This window comes from Kineococcus rubinsiae, assembly GCF_011839805.1.
Lineage (GTDB): Bacteria > Actinomycetota > Actinomycetes > Actinomycetales > Kineococcaceae > Kineococcus > Kineococcus rubinsiae.
Window position 1 is genome coordinate 14971 of the sequence record NZ_VWPY01000052.1, and the last position, 16168, is coordinate 31138.

General features: G+C 74.3%; 16 protein-coding genes. 11 read left to right on the plus strand and 5 right to left on the minus strand.

Annotation, left to right across the window (positions count from 1 at the left end):
* The first annotated feature begins 24 nt into the window (after nucleotides 1-24).
* Genes F1544_RS18730 through F1544_RS18740 form a run of 3 tightly spaced genes read left to right on the plus strand, consistent with a single transcriptional unit; the run spans nucleotide 25 to nucleotide 2548 of the window.
* On the plus strand, nucleotides 25-804 hold the full coding sequence (locus F1544_RS18730; protein WP_373368098.1) for an ABC transporter ATP-binding protein: 780 nt from the start codon (nucleotides 25-27) through the stop codon (nucleotides 802-804).
* A complete protein-coding gene (locus tag F1544_RS18735; protein WP_167587643.1) occupies nucleotides 804-1649 on the plus strand; it encodes an ABC transporter permease in 846 nt (281 codons plus the stop codon). The genes F1544_RS18730 and F1544_RS18735 overlap by 1 nt, the downstream gene beginning before the upstream one ends.
* Nucleotides 1649-2548 (plus strand): ABC transporter permease, encoded by a 900-nt coding sequence (locus F1544_RS18740; protein WP_167587644.1) that lies wholly within the window; start codon nucleotides 1649-1651, stop codon nucleotides 2546-2548. Before F1544_RS18735 ends, F1544_RS18740 begins: the two co-directional genes overlap by 1 nt.
* 22 nt (nucleotides 2549-2570) lie before the next feature.
* Here F1544_RS18740 and F1544_RS18745 read toward each other — a convergent pair whose 3' ends face one another.
* Together F1544_RS18745 and glgX are read right to left on the minus strand one after the other, a co-directional pair.
* Complete coding sequence (locus F1544_RS18745) at nucleotides 2571-3284, minus strand: alpha/beta fold hydrolase (RefSeq protein ID WP_167587645.1); 714 nt, start codon at nucleotides 3282-3284, stop codon at nucleotides 2571-2573.
* 29 nt (nucleotides 3285-3313) lie between these two features.
* Complete coding sequence (gene glgX, locus F1544_RS18750; RefSeq protein ID WP_167587646.1) at nucleotides 3314-5485, minus strand: glycogen debranching protein GlgX; 2172 nt, start codon at nucleotides 5483-5485, stop codon at nucleotides 3314-3316.
* Between the two features lie 109 nt (nucleotides 5486-5594).
* Between glgX and F1544_RS18755 the strand changes: the two genes are divergently transcribed.
* Both F1544_RS18755 and mnmA read left to right on the plus strand, forming a co-directional pair.
* Nucleotides 5595-6791, plus strand: a complete 1197-nt coding sequence (locus F1544_RS18755) for a cysteine desulfurase family protein (protein ID WP_167587647.1) — start codon at nucleotides 5595-5597, stop codon at nucleotides 6789-6791.
* Nucleotides 6791-7873 carry a tRNA 2-thiouridine(34) synthase MnmA gene (mnmA, locus tag F1544_RS18760; protein ID WP_167587648.1) on the plus strand — a complete coding sequence of 361 codons (1083 nt, stop codon included), beginning with the start codon at nucleotides 6791-6793 and terminating at the stop codon, nucleotides 7871-7873. Before F1544_RS18755 ends, mnmA begins: the two co-directional genes overlap by 1 nt.
* Before the next feature lie 61 nt (nucleotides 7874-7934).
* Here mnmA and F1544_RS18765 read toward each other — a convergent pair whose 3' ends face one another.
* Nucleotides 7935-9368, minus strand: a complete 1434-nt coding sequence (locus tag F1544_RS18765; protein WP_167587649.1) for a sugar porter family MFS transporter — start codon at nucleotides 9366-9368, stop codon at nucleotides 7935-7937.
* The gene (locus F1544_RS18770) at nucleotides 9365-10201 is read right to left on the minus strand and encodes a phytanoyl-CoA dioxygenase family protein (RefSeq protein ID WP_167587650.1); all 837 of its coding nucleotides are present in this window, start codon (nucleotides 10199-10201) and stop codon (nucleotides 9365-9367) included. The genes F1544_RS18765 and F1544_RS18770 overlap by 4 nt, the downstream gene beginning before the upstream one ends.
* 150 nt (nucleotides 10202-10351) lie before the next feature.
* On the opposite strand from F1544_RS18770, the gene F1544_RS18775 reads away from it, so the two are divergent.
* The 4 genes from F1544_RS18775 to F1544_RS18790 all read left to right on the plus strand — a co-directional run bounded on the left by F1544_RS18775 (nucleotide 10352) and on the right by F1544_RS18790 (nucleotide 14539).
* Nucleotides 10352-11383, plus strand: coding sequence for a LacI family DNA-binding transcriptional regulator (locus tag F1544_RS18775; protein ID WP_167587651.1), 1032 nt, complete (start codon nucleotides 10352-10354; stop codon nucleotides 11381-11383).
* 10 nt (nucleotides 11384-11393) lie between these two features.
* Entirely contained in the window at nucleotides 11394-11963 is a 570-nt protein-coding gene (locus F1544_RS18780) for a histidine phosphatase family protein (RefSeq protein WP_167587652.1), read from the plus strand.
* 271 nt (nucleotides 11964-12234) lie between these two features.
* The gene (locus tag F1544_RS18785) at nucleotides 12235-13050 is read left to right on the plus strand and encodes a hypothetical protein (RefSeq protein WP_167587653.1); all 816 of its coding nucleotides are present in this window, start codon (nucleotides 12235-12237) and stop codon (nucleotides 13048-13050) included.
* A 121-nt stretch (nucleotides 13051-13171) separates the two neighbouring features.
* Nucleotides 13172-14539 (plus strand): cell wall-binding repeat-containing protein, encoded by a 1368-nt coding sequence (locus F1544_RS18790; RefSeq protein WP_167587654.1) that lies wholly within the window; start codon nucleotides 13172-13174, stop codon nucleotides 14537-14539.
* 408 nt (nucleotides 14540-14947) lie between these two features.
* On the opposite strand, the gene F1544_RS18795 is transcribed toward F1544_RS18790, so the two are convergent.
* The gene (locus F1544_RS18795; protein WP_167587655.1) at nucleotides 14948-15367 is read right to left on the minus strand and encodes a nuclear transport factor 2 family protein; all 420 of its coding nucleotides are present in this window, start codon (nucleotides 15365-15367) and stop codon (nucleotides 14948-14950) included.
* 95 nt (nucleotides 15368-15462) lie between these two features.
* Here F1544_RS18795 and F1544_RS18800 point away from each other — a divergent pair, with 95 nt between their 5' ends.
* Together F1544_RS18800 and F1544_RS18805 are read left to right on the plus strand one after the other, a co-directional pair.
* Nucleotides 15463-15918 (plus strand): MarR family winged helix-turn-helix transcriptional regulator, encoded by a 456-nt coding sequence (locus tag F1544_RS18800; protein WP_167587657.1) that lies wholly within the window; start codon nucleotides 15463-15465, stop codon nucleotides 15916-15918.
* Between the two features lie 104 nt (nucleotides 15919-16022).
* The coding region (locus F1544_RS18805) for a helix-turn-helix domain-containing protein (RefSeq protein WP_167587659.1) at nucleotides 16023-16168 on the plus strand (146 nt) is incomplete at its 3' end.

A 16168-nucleotide genomic window follows, 5' to 3' on the forward strand; every position in this document is an offset into this window, starting at 1 on the left:
CCGGAGGCGGCGTCGGGCTTCAACCTGCAGGGCCTCAGCAAGCGGTTCACGCTCGGCCGCAAGAGCGTGCTCGCGCTGGACGAGACGCACCTGGGGACCCGCAAGAACGCGTTCCTGTCGCTGCTCGGCCCCTCCGGCTGCGGCAAGTCGACGATCCTGCGGATCCTCGCGGGGCTGGAGACGCCGACGAGCGGGCAGGCCCTCGTCAACGGGCTGACCACGCGGGAGCTGCAGCGCCAGCACGAGCTGGGGATCGCCTTCCAGGACTCGGCGCTGCTGCCCTGGCGCACGGTCGCGGCCAACATCCGGCTGCCCCTGGAGGTGGCCGGGGTGAAGCCGGAGAAGGGCCTCGTCGACGACCTGATCGACCTGGTCGGCCTGCGCGGGTTCGAGAAGGCCAAGCCCGCCCAGCTGTCGGGGGGCATGCGCCAGCGCGTGTCCATCGCCCGGGCGCTCGTCGTGCAGCCCACCGTCATGCTGCTCGACGAGCCCTTCGGTGCGCTGGACGACATGACGCGGCAGCGGCTGAACGTCGAGCTGCTGCGCATCTGGACCGAGAAGCCCGCGACCACCCTCATGGTCACCCACGGCATCTCCGAGGCCGTGTTCCTCTCGGACGTCGTGGCCGTCATGAGCCCGCGGCCCGGCCGGGTGGTCGAGGTGGTCGAGATCGACCTCCCGCGCCCGCGGACGCCGGACATGATGCGGACGCCGGAGTTCCACGCCTACCACGACCGCCTCTCCGAGGTCCTCTTCGGCGGGGGAGCGGACTCCGGGGCCGGCGTCGTCGGGGCGGACGGCTGATGGCCACCGACGCGCTGCAGCAGCAGGTCGCGGCGACCCCGCCCCCGGGGGCGGCGGCACCGCGCGTGCGCCCGGACGCCCCGCCGTGGCTCGGCGGCCTCGTCGGGGTCCTCGTGGTCCTGGTGCTCTGGACCCTGGTGTCCGTCACCCTCTACCGCACCAGCGGCATCGTCCCGACGCCCTGGGGGGTCGTGGAGCAGTTCGCCGACACGGGGTTCCAGCAGTACTGGCGCAACGCGTCGGTGACCACATGGTCGGCCGCGCAGGGCTACCTGTGGGGCAACCTCGCCGCGCTGGCCCTGTCCTGCGTCGTGCTGCTCCTGCCGGCCTTCGAGGGGGTCGCGACCCAGGTCGCGGTCATCTCCTACTGCATCCCGCTGACCGCCATCGGGCCGATCGTCCTCATCGTCTCCGAGCCGGGCGCCCGGACGACGTCGATCTTCCTGGCCGCCCTGAGCGTCGTGTTCACCACGGTGGTCGGGTGCCTGCTCGGGCTGCGCGCCGCCGACCGGACGGCGCTGGACGTCGTCAGCGCCTACGGCGGCTCGCGCTGGACGCAGCTCGTCAAGGTGCGCCTGGTCGCGGGGCTGCCCAACGTCTTCGCCGCGCTCAAGCTCGCCGCGCCCGCCGCGTTCCTCGGCGCCGTCCTGGGGGAGTACTTCGGCGGCGTGGACTCCGGGCTGGGCATCATCATCACCGCGGCCCAGACCAACCTGCAGTACGCCCAGCTGTGGGCGCTCGCCCTGCTGTCCGGGGCGATCGCCGGCGTCGGGTACCTCCTGGTCGGCCTGCTCGCCCGCCTCGTGGCGCCCTGGTCGGCCACGGGCGAGAGCGGAGCGCGCTGATGGCCACCACGTCGACGACCACGAGCACGACCACCCCCCGCCCGAGCTCCGCGGCCGCGGCTCCGGCCGAGGTCCACGAGCGGGTCTCGAACGCCTCCATCGCGGGCGCGGTCGCCGGCCGGATCGGGCGTTCCCTCCTCACGCTGGTGCTGTCGGGCGTCGTCCTGGTCGCCGCCTGGTACGCGCTGCTCGCCCTGCTGGACATCGACGCCTTCGTCGGCAAGCGGCCGCTGGACGTCTACGACTGGCTGTTCACGATCGGCTCGGCGCCGGAGAACCGGACGTTCATCACCGACGCCCTGAGCATCACGCTGAAGGACTCCGCGGTCGGGTTCATCGCGGGCATCGTCGCGGCCGTCGTCGTCGCGTCGCTGTTCACGATGTTCCGGCAGCTGGAGTTCGCGTTCATGCCGCTGGCGATGCTGCTGCGCTCGGTCCCGCTCGTCGCGATGGCGCCGCTCATCGGCCTCACGTTCGGCCGGGGGATCGCGGGCAACGCGGCCATCGGCGGGGTCGTGGTGTTCTTCCCCGTCCTGGTCAACCTGGCGCTCGGGCTGCGCTCGGCGTCGCCGCAGTCGATGGACCTCGTGCGCGTCAACGGCGGCACGCGGTGGACGGCGCTGCGCAAGGTCGCCATCCCCACCGCGCTGCCCAACGTGTTCGCGGCCGTGCGCATCAGCGTCCCCGGGGCCGTGATCGGCGCCATGCTCTACGAGTGGCTGTTCAGCGCGAGCGGCCTCGGCGTGGAGATCATCCGGGCGAACTCGCAGGTGCAGTACTCGAAGCTCTGGACGATCGTCGTCGTCGTCACGTTCACGTCGATCGTGCTCTACACGCTCGTCAGCATCGTCGAGACGATCGTGCTCGCGAAGTGGGGGCCGAACGCGGGGAAGCGCTAGCGCCCCGGCCCTGGCCGGCGTCTCAGTCGCCGGGGCCGGCGAGGAAGCTGCGCAGCACGGCCGTGACCGCCCCGGGTTCGACGAGGTGCGGCCAGTGCCCGGCCCGCAGCGCCCGCAGGTCCACCGACGTGAACCGCGGGTTGGCCCGCCACAGCGCCTCGGCGTCCACGTCCCGGGAGCTGCGGACGTGCAGGGCCGGGACGGCGACGGCCTCGAGCGCCGGCCGCGGGTCCAGGGCGAGGACGTCGCGCCACAGGCGGCGCACGGCGGCCTCGGGCGTGGCGGCGATGCCCGCCACGACCGCGTCGCGCTGCGCGGGTTCCCGCGGCCCCCAGGCGCTCGTCATGGCCTCCACGAGGACGCCGTGCCAGCCCGGACCGTCGACGGCCGCGACCCGGGACCGCTTGGCGGCCAGCGCCTGCGGGGTGACGGGCACGTTGGCGTCCAGGAGCGCGAGGCGGGCCACGAGGTCCGGCCGGGCCACCGCCAGCAGCAGGGCCACGACCCCGCCGGTGCTGTGCCCCACCAGCGCGGCCCCGCGCAGCCCGCGCGCGTCGAGGCGCCCGGCGACCTCGCCCACCACGGCGTCGAGGGTCGCGGTCCCCGGCAGCGGTGCCGCGTCCCCGTGACCGGGCAGGTCGAGGGCCAGGACCCGGTGCTCCGCGGCGAGGGCCCGCTCCTGGTGCCGGAACTGCCCGGTGTCGCAGCCGAGCCCGGGCAGGAGGACGACGTCCACGCCTCAGGCGGCCCGCGGGCGGCCGGTGCTCACGCGGTGGCCAGCACGCTGACCGACCACGCTGGCGAGGGCAGGGTCGTCCCCCCGGCCGCGGAGTCCGGGCGGTCCCCCGGGACCGAGCTCCACCGGGGCAGCCACGCCGGGAGGCCGTCGAGGGTGGGCAGGACGACGTCGGTGTCCGCCGGGCCGGCGACCACGACGACGAGGACCGACGGCTCGTCGCGCTCCCGGCCGTCCACGAGCACCTGCAGGACGCGGCGGTTCGGCTCGTGCCAGCGCTCCACGCTCATCGCCGCGCCGTCCTCGGCGAACCACAGGAGGTCCTGGCGCGGTTCGCGGGGCGGCTTGCCGGGCACGACACCGGCCTCGCGCAGCACCCGGTAGCGGCGGCGCAGGGCCAGCAGCTCGCGGGTGTCCGCCAGCAGCGCGCGCTGCCAGTCCTGCAGGTCCCAGTCGATCCAGGACACGGGGGTGTCCTGGCAGTAGGCGTTGTTGTTGCCGCCCTGCGAGCGGCCGAACTCGTCCCCGGCCGTGAGCATCGGCACGCCCGAGGACAGCACGAGCGTGGCCAGCAGGTTGCGGACGGCCGCCCGGCGGCGGTCGAGGACCGCCGCGTCGTCGGTCTCCCCCTCGGGGCCGTGGTTGTAGCTCGTGTCGCCGTCGCTGCCGTCGCGGTTGCCCTCGCCGTTGGCCTCGTTGTGCTTGCGGTCGTAGGCGACCAGGTCGGCGAGGGTGAACCCGTCGTGGGCGGTGACGAAGTTGACGCTCGTCAGCCGGCCGCGCCGCGGCTCGAACGTGTCGGCGGAGCCGGCGAAGCGGGTCGCGAACTCCTGCAGGCCGCGGCCGCCGGCGACGGGGGGCTGGTGGCCCGCGGCGATCTCCCGCGCGTCGGTGAGCCAGAACCGCCGCACGCCGTCGCGGAAGCGGTCGTTCCACTCGTGCAGGGGCTGCGGGAACTGGCCCGTCCGCCAGCCGAAGGGCCCGATGTCCCAGGGTTCGGCGACGAGCTTGGTGTCCGCGAGCACCGGGTCCGTCCCGAGCGCGGACAGGAACGCGTGGTCGGGGCTGAACCCGCCCGGCCCGCGGGCCAGGGTCGGCATGAGGTCGAAGCGGAACCCGTCGACGCCGAGGTCCTCGACCCAGTAGCGCAGCGAGTCCAGCGTGAACTGCAGCACCCGGCGCTCGGAGAAGTTCAGCGAGTTCCCGCAGCCCGTGACGTCGAAGGGGCGCCCACCCGCGTCGCGCAGGTAGTAGGACGCGTCGTCGAGGCCGCGCAGCGACAGGTGCGGGCCGTCGGGGCCCTCCTCGGCCGTGTGGTTGTAGACCACGTCGAGCAGCACCTCGATGCCCGCCGCGTGCAGGTCGCGCACGGCCCGGCGGAACTCCTCGCGGACCGCGGCGGGGCCGGCCGCGCGGGCGGCCGCCGTCGCGTACGCCGCGTGCGGGGCGTTGAACGCGAGGGTGTTGTACCCCCAGTAGTTCACGAGGCCCCGCCGGCGCAGCGCGAGCTCGGACGTGCTGGCGTGCACGGGCAGCAGTTCCAGCGTCGTGACCCCGAGCCCTGTGAGGTGCTCGAGCACCGCGGGGGTGGCGAGGCCCGCGTAGGTGCCGCGCAGCTCCTCGGGCACGGACGGCAGCAGCCGGGTGAGGCCCTTGACGTGCGCCTCGTAGACGACGGTGTCCGCCCACGGGACGCGGGGACGTTCGCCCGCCGTCGGCCGCAGGTCCTCCGGCAGGGCGTCGAGCAGGACGGAGCGCGGCACGTGCGGGGCGCTGTCGCGCCGGTCGGCCACGGCCAGGTCGCCCTGGAGGTCCTCGTCCACGACGTGGCCGAAGATCTCCGGGCGCAGGGCGACCTCGCCGGTGATCCCGCGCGCGTAGGGGTCCAGCAGGAGCTTCGCGGGGTTGTGCCGCAGCCCCCGCTCGGGGTCCCAGCGGCCGGCGACGCGGAAGCCGTAGGAGCTGCCCGGCCGCAGGCCGGGGACGTGGCCGGTCCACACGCCGTGCTCGACGTCCGGCAGCCCGGTGCGGACCTCGGTGCCGTCCGCGGCCAGCACGCACACCTCGACCGCGTCGGCGTGGGCGGCGAAGACGGCGACGTCGGCCCCGTCGCCGCGCGGCGTCACCCCCAGCGGGTGGGGGCGCACGCGGCGTGGGGCGGCAGCGGGCGAGTCGTCGCGGTCCGTCGTCGGGGCTGGCACGCGGCGCAGTCTGCCCGAGTCGATCAGCCCCCGTCGATCGGACCGCGGGCCCCGACCCACCCGACCGCGGCCGAGGCGGCCCGGTGCGGGCGCTCCTACACTGGCGGCTGTGACGGCGTACCTCGACCACGCCTCGACGACCCCCTTGCGCCCCGAGGCCGCAGCGGCCCTCGTGGCGGAGATGGCCTCCGTGGGCAACCCCTCCTCCCTGCACTCCAGCGGCCGCCGGGCCCGCCGCGCCGTGGAGGAGTCGCGCGAGGCCGTGGCCACCGCCCTGGGCGCGCGGCCCGCGGAGGTCGTGTGGACCTCCGGCGGCACCGAGGCGGACAACCTCGCGGTCAAGGGCCTGTACTGGGCGCGGCGGGCGCAGGACCCGCGGCGCACCCGCATCCTGCTCAGCGCCTCCGAGCACCACGCCGTGCTGGACCCCGTCGAGTGGCTCGTGGCGCACGAGGGCGCCGACGTGCGCTGGGTGCCCGTCGACGCGACCGGGCGCACGGACCTCGACGCGCTGCGCGCCGAGCTCGCGGACGCCCCCGACGAGGTGGCCCTGGTCTCGCTCATGTGGGCCAACAACGAGGTCGGCACCGTCCAGCCCGTCGCGGAGGCGGCCGAGCTGGCCCACGCGGCCGGGGTGCCGCTGCACACCGACGCCGTGCAGGCCGTGGGTCACGTGCCCGTCGACCTCGCGGCCAGCGGTGCGGACGCCCTGTCCCTGTCCGCGCACAAGTTCGGCGGCCCCGTCGGCGCCGGGGCCCTGCTCCTGCGGCGGGGGACCCCGCTGGTCCCGCTGGCGCACGGCGGGGGGCAGGAGCTGGGCGCGCGCTCGGGCACCCTCGCCGCCCCCGCGGCCCGCGCCACGGCCGCGGCGCTGACGGCTGCCGTCGCCGGGCTGGCCGAGGAGACCGAGCGGCTGCTGACCCTGCGCGCCGCCCTGCTGGCGGGGCTGCGCGAGCAGGTCCCGGGCCTGGAGCTGCGCGGGCACCCGAGCGACCGGCTGCCCGGCAACCTGCACGTCACCGTCCCCGACTGCGCGGGCGACTCCCTGCTGTACCTGCTGGACGCGGCCGGCGTGGAGTGCTCGACGGGGTCCGCCTGCCAGGCGGGTGTGCCGCAGGCGAGCCACGTGCTGCTCGCGATGGGCCTCTCCGACGAGGACGCCGGGGGAGCGCTGCGGTTCTCCCTCGGCTGGAACTCCACGCGCGCCGACGTCGACGCCGCGCTGGCCGCCGTCGGGCCCGCGGTCGAGCGCGCCCAGCGGGCCGCGGCCTCCACGCGCAGCCCGCGACGCCGGAAGGCCTCCTGATGCGCGTGCTGGCCGCCATGAGCGGCGGGGTGGACTCGGCCGTGGCCGCGGCGCGCGCGGTGGACGCCGGCCACGACGTCGTCGGCGTGCACATGGCGCTGAACCGGAACCCGTCGGCGCTGCGCACCGGTTCCCGCGGCTGCTGCACGATCGAGGACTCCCTCGACGCGCGCCGGGCCGCGGACCTGCTGGGCATCCCGTTCTACGTGTGGGACCTGTCCGAGTCCTTCGTCGAGGACGTCGTCGACGACTTCGTCGCGGAGTACGCCGCCGGCCGGACGCCGAACCCCTGCGTGCGCTGCAACGAGCACGTGAAGTTCGCGGCGCTGCTGGACAAGGGCATCGCCCTCGGCTTCGACGCCGTCGCCACGGGTCACTACGCGCGCGTGGAGCGGGGCGACGACGGCCGGGCGCAGCTGCACCGCGCGGCGGACCCGCTGAAGGACCAGTCCTACGTCCTCGCGGTGCTGGACGCCGGCCAGGTGGAGCACGCGATGTTCCCGCTCGGCGACGCCCCTACCAAGGCGGCCGTGCGCGCCGAGGCGGAGCGCCGCGGCCTGCCCGTCGCGGCCAAGCCTGACAGCCACGACATCTGCTTCATCCCCGACGGCGACACCCGGGGTTTCCTGCGCGACAAGCTCGGCGAGGACCCGGGCGAGGTCGTCGACGTCGACGGCACGGTCCTCGGCCGCCACGGCGGCACGTACGGGTTCACGGTCGGGCAGCGCAAGGGCCTCGGGCTCGACCGCCCCGCGGCCGACGGCCGGCCGCGCTACGTGCTCTCGATCTCCCCCGTGCAGCGCACGGTGACCGTGGGCCCGGTGGAACGCCTCGCGGTCGCGGCCCTCACCGCGCTCGACCCGGTGTGGTCGGCGCCGGAACCCCGCGGGGTGGTCGAGGTGCACGCGCAGGTGCGGGCGCACGGCGAGCCCGTCCCCGCCGTCGCGGAACTCGTCGGCGACGAGCTGCGCGTGGAGCTGCGCACCCCGCTCACGGGCGTCGCGCCGGGCCAGACCGTGGCGCTCTACGACGGGACGCGGGTCCTGGGCTCGGCGACCATCGCGGCCACGACCCCCGCCTGACGCCCGACCAACCCCTCCGTGATCATGCAGGTGATACCTGCATGATCACGGAGGGGCGGGTTCAGCGGACGGACTGGCGGCGGCCCAGGTCCTCCAGCTCGCGCGCGAACCGGCCCGGGCGCCGCAGCGCCTGCTCGATCTGCTCGAGGCTGCGGCCCTTGGGTTCCGGCACGTACCGGGCCACGAACACCACGCAGAGCACGTTCATCAGTGCGTAGACGCCGAACGTGGCGGTCCGGCCGAAGCTGTTCACCATCGTCAGCGCGGTGATCGCGATGAGGAGGTCGAAGCCCCAGAGCGTGAGGGCCGCGAGGCTCGTCGCAGGGCCGCGCACGGCCAGGGGGAGGATCTCCGGCCCCAGCAGCCAGACGACCGACTGCATGCTGACGCCGTTGAGGCCGATGTAGGCGAAGAGGGCGGCCACGATGACCCACTGCTGGGTCACCGAGACCTGCTGCGGCAGGAAGGAGAGGGCCAGCACGCCCATCGCCAGCGCCGATCCGGGCATGAGCAGCAGCAGGATCCGGCGGCGGCCGATCCGGTCCACCAGCAGGGTTCCCGCGATGCCGGCGGCGACGAGCATCACGCCGATCCCGATGCCCGTCAGGAGGGCGACGGAGTCGACGAACCCCGCGTCGGTCAGGACGGTCGGGGCGTAGTAGACGACCGCGTTGATGCCGGTCAGCTGGGAGAACATCGCGATGCCCAGCGCGGCCACGAGGGCCGGGCGCAACCAGCCCTTCCGCAGTTCCCGCCACGGGTTCGACGGCAGCCGGTCCTGGACCGCGTGGATCTCCGCGATCTCCCCGTCGACGTCGTCCTCGGGGCGGCGCAGCCGGGCCAGGACCGCGCGGGCCTGCTCGGCCCGCCCGGCCTCGACGAGCCAGCGGGGGCTCTCGGGCAGCCGCGTCATCCCGACGAGCAGGACCGCGGCCGGGACCACGGCGAGCGCGAACATCCACCGCCAGCCGCCGCTGCCCGCGAGCAGGTACCCGCAGACGTAGGCGATGAGCTGGCCGATCGCGACCATGAGCTGGAACAGCACCATGAGGCGGCCGCGGATGCGGGGCGGCGCCATCTCGGCGATGTAGACGGGGACCATCGCGGACGCCCCGCCGACCGAGAGGCCGAGGACGAACCGCGCCGCGACCAGCGACGCGGTGCCCGGGGCCAGCGCGGCGGCGACGGCCCCCACCGCGAACACGACCGCCACGGCCATGACGATCCGGCGGCGCCCGAACCGGTTGGAGAGCGCGCCGCCCCCGAGGGCGCCGACCATGGCGCCGACGAGGATCGCGCTGACGACGACCTCCTGCTCCCGCGAGGAGAGCCCGAAGTCGCGGCTGAGGAACAGCAGCGCGCTGGAGATGATGCCGGTGTCGTAGCCGAACAGCAGGCCGCCGAGGGCGGAGATCGCGGCGACCGCGTAGACGAGCGGGGGCTGGCGCCCCGCGGTGGCGGGGCCTCGGCCCGCCTCGGCACCGCGGGTGCTCATGCTTCGCCCATGACCAGACCCTCGATGGTGTGCTTCTGCGTGATGGGGGTCAGCTCGTCGACGACCGGGCAGCGCAGGTGGGCCTTGACCCGCTCGGGCAGCTGCTCCCAGTACCCCTTCGTCACCGCCATGTCGTGGTGCTCGGCGTTGCCGGCACCGGGGGCGTCGACGCCGAGGACGAGCACGGGACGCGCCTTCTCGGAGAAGTTCTTCGTCCCGCGGTGGATGGTCAGCGCGGAGCGGGCGGAGATGTCGCCGCGGCGCGGGAACTTGCGCACGGCGCGCTCCTCGAACCGGCCGTAGACGGCCTTGTCGGGGAACATCTCGTGCGTGAACCCGGTGCCGTCGTCGAACTGCGTGCCGGGTGCGATCTCGAAGGGACCCATGTCCTCCTCGGTGTCCACGGCCGTGAGGTTGAACGCCAGCGAGGTCAGGCGGCCGTCGCGGCGGGTCTCCTCGGGGGCCGGGAAGTCGCGGTGCCAGGGCTGGTTCACGGCGCCGGCGAAGGGGATGTCGAACCCGAGCTCGACGATCTCGTAGTCCGCGCCGAGGACGCCCTCGCACACCTGGCGGACCCACGGGTGGTCGACGAGGTCGACGAAGCCGCGCAGCTGCTCGGGGTGGATCTCGACGTAGTAGCGGTTCGGGCCGCGCCCGACCGCGCCGTCGGGGCGCGCGTGCGCCTCCTCGAAGGCGGCCTCGATGTCCTCGCGGAGCCGGTCGGCCCACTCGGTGCTGAACGCGCCCTTGCGGGCCACGATGCCGTCGGTGTGGATCGCGGCGACGAGCTCGTCGGTGCTGGTCTGGGGGTTGGTGCCGGTCGTGCTGGTCATCGGTGACCGCCTCCTCGTGGGGTGTTCCGGGGCACCCAGTCTGCGACGTGGCATGCAACGTGGCAAGTCACATCTCCGGCGCGTCTCGTACGATCACGGCAACAGCGGTGGACACCACCGGGACGGGCGCGGGACGGGGGTGCGGACGGCATGGCGGCGAGCCTGCGCGAGGTGGCGGCCAAGGCCGGGGTCTCCGTGCGGACGGTCTCCAACGTCGTGAGCGGGTCGGCGCCCGTCGCCGCCGCCACCCGCGAGCGCGTCCAGCAGGTCCTCGACGAGCTGCAGTACCGCCCGAACTTCGCCGCGCGCCAGCTGCGCGGGGGCCGCACCGGACTCGTCGGCCTGGTCGTCCCCGAGCTCAGCTCGCCCTACTTCGCCGAGCTCGCGGGGCTCTTCGTCGACGCGGCGCTCGAGCGGTCGTGGACCCTGCTCATCGACCAGTCCGGGGGCACCGCCGAGGGGGAGCGCCGGCTGCTGGAGGGCAGCGGCCGCCGGGTGCTCGACGGCCTGGTGCTCAGCCCGTGGGCCCTGCCGCCCGAGGACCTCACCCGCTACGCGGGGGAGCACCCCCTGGTCGTGCTGGGCGAGCGCGACCCGCACGGCGTCGCCGACCACGTCAGCGTGGACAACGTCGCCGCCGCCCACGTCGTCACCACCCACCTCCTCGCCACCGGGCGCACCCGGATCGCGGCCGTCGGGGTCCAGCCGCACCTCGCGAACGCCACCGCGGCCCAGCGCCTGCTCGGCCACCGCCAGGCGCTGGCCGACGCCGGGCGGACTCCCGACCCCGCGCTCGAGGTCGCCGTCAGCACGCTGCACCGGGCCGAGGGGGCCCGCGCGGTGCGGGAGCTGCTGGACGCACCGCACCCCCCGGACGCCGTGTTCTGCTTCAGCGACCAGCTGGCCCTCGGCGCCCTGCGCGCGGCCCGGGAGCGGGGCGTGCGCGTCCCCGAGGACCTGGCGCTCGCGGGTTTCGACGACATCGAGGACGGCCGGTACGCCACGCCGTCGCTGACCACGGTCGCCCCCGACAAGCAGCAGATCGCCGCCCGCGCCCTGCAGTGCCTCGCCGACCGCCTGGCGGGCCGCGGCAGCGCGGTGGCCCAGCGCGTCGTCGTGCCGCACCGGCTCGTGGTCCGGGAGAGCACGGGCCGGGCGACGGCCGGCCCGGCCCCTCGGTAGCGTCGCGCGCATGGCGCGAACGGTGCTGCACCTCGTCCGGCACGGGGAGCAGGCCCGGGACGAACCCGGTGCCGGCGGCGGTCTCTCACCGCTCGGGCGCGAGCAGGCGGACCGGCTCGGCCGGCGGCTGACGGGGGTGGACTACTCGCGGATCCACCGCAGCCCGCTGGCCCGGGCGGTCCAGACCACCGACGTCCTCGCGCACCACCTGCCGACGGTCGCGCGTCACCCGTGCGACCTGGTCACCGACCGCACGCCGGTGCCCTCCGCCGGGCGACGAGGCGAGTACCCCGAGCGGTGGCTGTCGTGGCTGGACGGAGTTCCTGACGAGGAGCGGGACGAGGACGCCGCAGCCCTCCGCGGCGCTGTCGAGAACCTCGGCGTCACGGGTGGGGTCGATCGGTGCGAACTGGTGGTGACCCACGGCTTCGTCATCGGCTGGTTCGTCGCCCAGGTGCTCCAGGCGCCGGAGTGGCGCTGGATCGGTCTCGACTCGGCGAACTGCGGGCTCACCGTCCTGGAGTGGGAGTCGGGCCGGCCCCCGGTGGTGGTGGCGTTCAACGACACCGGTCACCTCTGAGGCTCAGGCCCCGAACCTCGGGACGGCCGGACGTCGGCCTCGTGCCCGTGCGGCGACGCGGCCGGACCGCGAGGATGGCCGGGCCGAGGCCGCCGGGGAGGAGCTGACGCTGGAGTCGAGTGATCCGGCCGCTCCGCTCCTGAGCGCCGACGAGGCGGTCGAGCTGGGGGAGCGGCTGGGGTCGACGTCAGCGGACGCCCGGACCCTGGAACTCGCGCGGCGTGCCTGCGACCAGCTCTGCACGTCCTACGGCCACCAGCCCGGTGGCCAGGTGGAGGCGCGAGCTGGGCTGCTGCGGTCGCGTCTGCTCGCCCTGCCGCGGCTCAGCCTGCGCCAGCAGAACGAGGTCTGGGAGATCTCCGGGTGGCTCACGCTGCTGATCTCCTGCCTCCGCCACGACCAGGGCGATCAGCGGAGCGCGGAGACCCAGAGGCGGACCGCGTCGACGCTGGGCGAGGAGGTCGGTTCGGCCGCCCTGCGGGGGTGGGGCGCGGAGATCGCCGCCTGGATGGCCCTCACGCGCGGAGACCACGCCGCGGTTGTCGAGGCGGTGCGCCGCGGGCTGGAGACCTCCGGGAACGAGCCGGTCGCGGCGCAGCTGCACGCCCAGGAGGCGAAGGCCTGGGCGCGGGTGGGTGACCCCCACCGCACCGAGCTCGCGCTGGAGAACGGGCGCACCGTGCTGGACCGGCTCCCCGAACCGGGGAACCCGCACCACCACTTCCAGATCGAGAGCGCCAAGAGCGACTTCCACGCCATGGACTGCTGGCGGGTGCTGGGCAGGGACGCGGAAGCCCTGGCGATGGCGGGGAACGTGGTGCGGGCCGGCACGACCGCGGCCGGGCTGGTGGTCTCCCCGATGCGGGTGGCGGAGGCGGAGCTGACGCGCGCGGTGGTGGCCGCCCGCGCGGGTGCGGTGGACGCCGCGCTGACCCAGGCGTACACAGCCCTGGACCGCGGGCGCCGGTCCCTGCCGTCCCTGACGATGGTCGCCGCCGAGGTGGCCGACGCGATCGAGGTGGTGGACCCGGCGAACCAGGAGGCGCGGGCCCTCCGCGTGCACCTGGCTGCCGTCGCGAGCGCCTGATGAGTTCCCCGTCGAGAAGGAGGTCAGCCTCGAAGAGCCGGACCGGGTAACGACGGGGCTGGAGTGACCGATGGGTCATCCGGTGGGCGAGGGACGTCGCACCGTCGCCCGAGGAGCCCGAGTGAGTGCCACGCGTCCTGCCCGGTCCAGAGCCGGAGCCGCCCTGCTGTCGCTGGGGGTGCTGACCGCGGGTCTGGTGTGCGGTGCGGCGGAGCCGGCGGCGGCCGAGTCGCCCTTCCTCGTCCAGCGCCTGACGGCGACCGCCGACCGGTTCCAGACGTCGGCCTCGCTCGCGCGCACGGCGTTCCCGGACGGGGTGTCCGCGGCGATGATCGTCAACGGGGAGAACCCGGTGGACGCGTTGGCGGCCTCGGCGGTCGCCGGCACGACGACCCCCGTCCTCTACACCCGGCGTGACGCCGTCCCCGCCGACGTGCTCGCCGCGCTGCACGACCTCGGCGTCCGTGACCTCACGGTCGTCGGCGGGCCCGCGGTCGTCTCGGAGGCGGTTGTGGACGGTCTGCGCGGCAGCGGGTTCATCGTCCGGCGCATCAGCGGGCGCGACCGCTTCGAGACCGCCGCGACGCTGGCGCGGACGGCGGCTGAGCGTCCGCACGAGGACTCCGGGTGGCGGGTCCTGCTGGTGCGCGGCGATGCGCCGGCCGACGCCCTGGCCGTCGCGCCGGTCGCGGCCCTGCACGGGTACCCGCTGCTGCTCACCGGACGTGACCACCTGCCGGACGCCAGCGAGCAGGCCCTGCGCGACGTCCTCGCCACGCACCCCTCGACGCCGGCCGTCACGGTGGTCGGTAGCCCTGGGGCGGTGGCCGAGTCCGTGCTGCAGGACGTGGACCGCCTTGCTCTCGGACAGGCGACGGTCGAGCGCTGGTACGGCCCCGACCGCTACGCCACCGCCGTGGCCGTCGCGGACCGGACGACCGCGAGCGGACGGATCGGCATCGCCAACGGGGTCAACCTCGTCGATGCGCTGCCCGGCGCGATCCTCTTGGCGCGTTCCGCCTCACCGGTCCTGCTGAGCGAACCCGGGCGGCTCGGACCCGCTCTGTCGCAGTACGTCCTCGCGAACGAGGACCACCTGTCCTCTGCCGTCGTCCTCGGCGGGACCGCGGCCGTGCCCGATGAGGTCGTCACCGAACTGCGGCAGAAGGCCGTGGCCCCGCCGGTGCGGCTGGAGGCGGTCAGCAGCACCGCCACGAGCATCACGGTGTCCCTGGCCCAGCGGGCCGAGTACCGCTACCGGTTGTTCATCGCGCCGTCCCGGCCGGGGACGGGGGAGGGGAGCTACGCGCCGGTCGCCCCCGCGCCCCCGGCGGGTGCGCGGGAGGTGCCGTGGTCGTCGACCCGTTTCACCGTGGACAGCACGACCATCGACGACCTCGCCCCGGGAACCCGGTACGACCTGTGGGTCGCCCGCAGCGTGGACGACGTCCCGCAGACGTTCACGGGGTTCACGGTCGACACCGACTGAACCTCGACCAGCGGCATGACGGGTAGATGCTGACGCGGCTGCAGTGATCAGCCTGTGGAGGTGCTCACTGGCGCCGGTACAGGTCGAGGTCGCTGCTCGAGGGGGCTGGCACGCCCGGTGACGCACCCGGTCGGGACTCCTCCGGGCGAGCCCTGGCACCTGTGACCCCCAGGCGTGGCGATCGGTGCAACAGCGTCGTCCTCGCAGATCTCCTCGCTGACGACGTCGGCGCCATCGGCATCGCCGGTGGTCTCTCCGACAGCTGCCTCCAGAACCGACCTCCCCTCCGGTTCCCCGCTCTCGCGCGGCCACGGGACGGACGTCTCTGAGCAGCACAGCTGACGCGGGCGGGTCGGTCGCCGCAGACCGCCGGCTTCCCCGCCTCGGCGGGGTGAGCGTCCGGGGGTTTCAGGCCTGCGTCGAGGCGCTTCCTGCCTGGGGGAACGTCCCACGCGTCCAGACCAGGTCGATCGAGAAGGAGGTGACGAGCCACGTCCCGCCCTGGCGAGTGAGCCACCCGCGCCAGATGTTCGAGCCCTCGAACGCCGGCGTGTGCATCTCGTCGCAGAAGATGGCGGTCACGTTGCCGCGGACCTCTGCCTGGTCCCCCTCGACGTCGGCGACGACACCGGAGATCAGGTGCTGGGTCGCAGGGACTGGTTCGTGGATGACGCGCACCTGCTCGACGACGGAGTCAACGCCGGCGGTGATACCCATGACCGTCGTCGCCTCGACGTCGGCCGCGTACAGGTGGCGGAGGTCGTCGAAGCGGTGGTCGTCGATGGCGGCGAAGATGCGAGCGATGATGTCGGCGGGTGTCGAAGGCATGGGAGGTCGTCCTTGCTGCCGGAGCTTGACGTTGGAACCCCAACGTTGGAATTCCAACGATACACGCGCTGCACGCCCTCGCCTACCGTGAGGGCATGACTGAGCGGGAGATCCCGGAGCGCCTGAGTTCGCTCCCGAGCTGGCTGCTCGTGGAAGCCGCGGCTCGCGCGGCTCGGATCGTCGCGGAGCGCACCGCTCAGAACGGGGTACCCAAGGCTGCCTATCCGATCTTGGCTGTGCTCCAGGCGGCCGGCCCGCTCAGCCAAGCCGAGGTGGGACGGCGCCTGCGGATCGACCGGAAGGACCTGTCCGGTCATTCGACACGGTTGGAGCAGCTCGGCTTTGTCACCCGACGCGCCGATCCCGGCGACGCGCGACGGAACCTGCTCGAGAACACGTCGGAAGGGTCAGCGCTCCTCGAGCGTCTGGATCCCGACTTCGTCGCAGCGCAGGACGAGTTGCTGGCCCGTCTGTCGACGGCGGAACGTCGGACCCTGAGGAATCTGCTCGAGCTCATCACCGTCGAAGACGTTCCTGAGGAGGGCATCTAGATGTACCCGGCCATGACGTTGGTAGCAGCGTGGCGGCTTGAACGAGGGAGGACCTCCGGGTGGGGTGTGGCTTGTCTAAGGCCCACATCCACCCGGAGGTCCTCGTGGCCCACGCTAATGCCCGCACCACCGTCCATGGCCGGCTCCTGATCGTCCAACGCCATCAAGCCGGCTGGGCCCAAGCTCACATCGCCGCGGCGATGGGCATCTCCCGCAAGTGCGTCAAGACGTGGATCGAGCGCTACGCCGC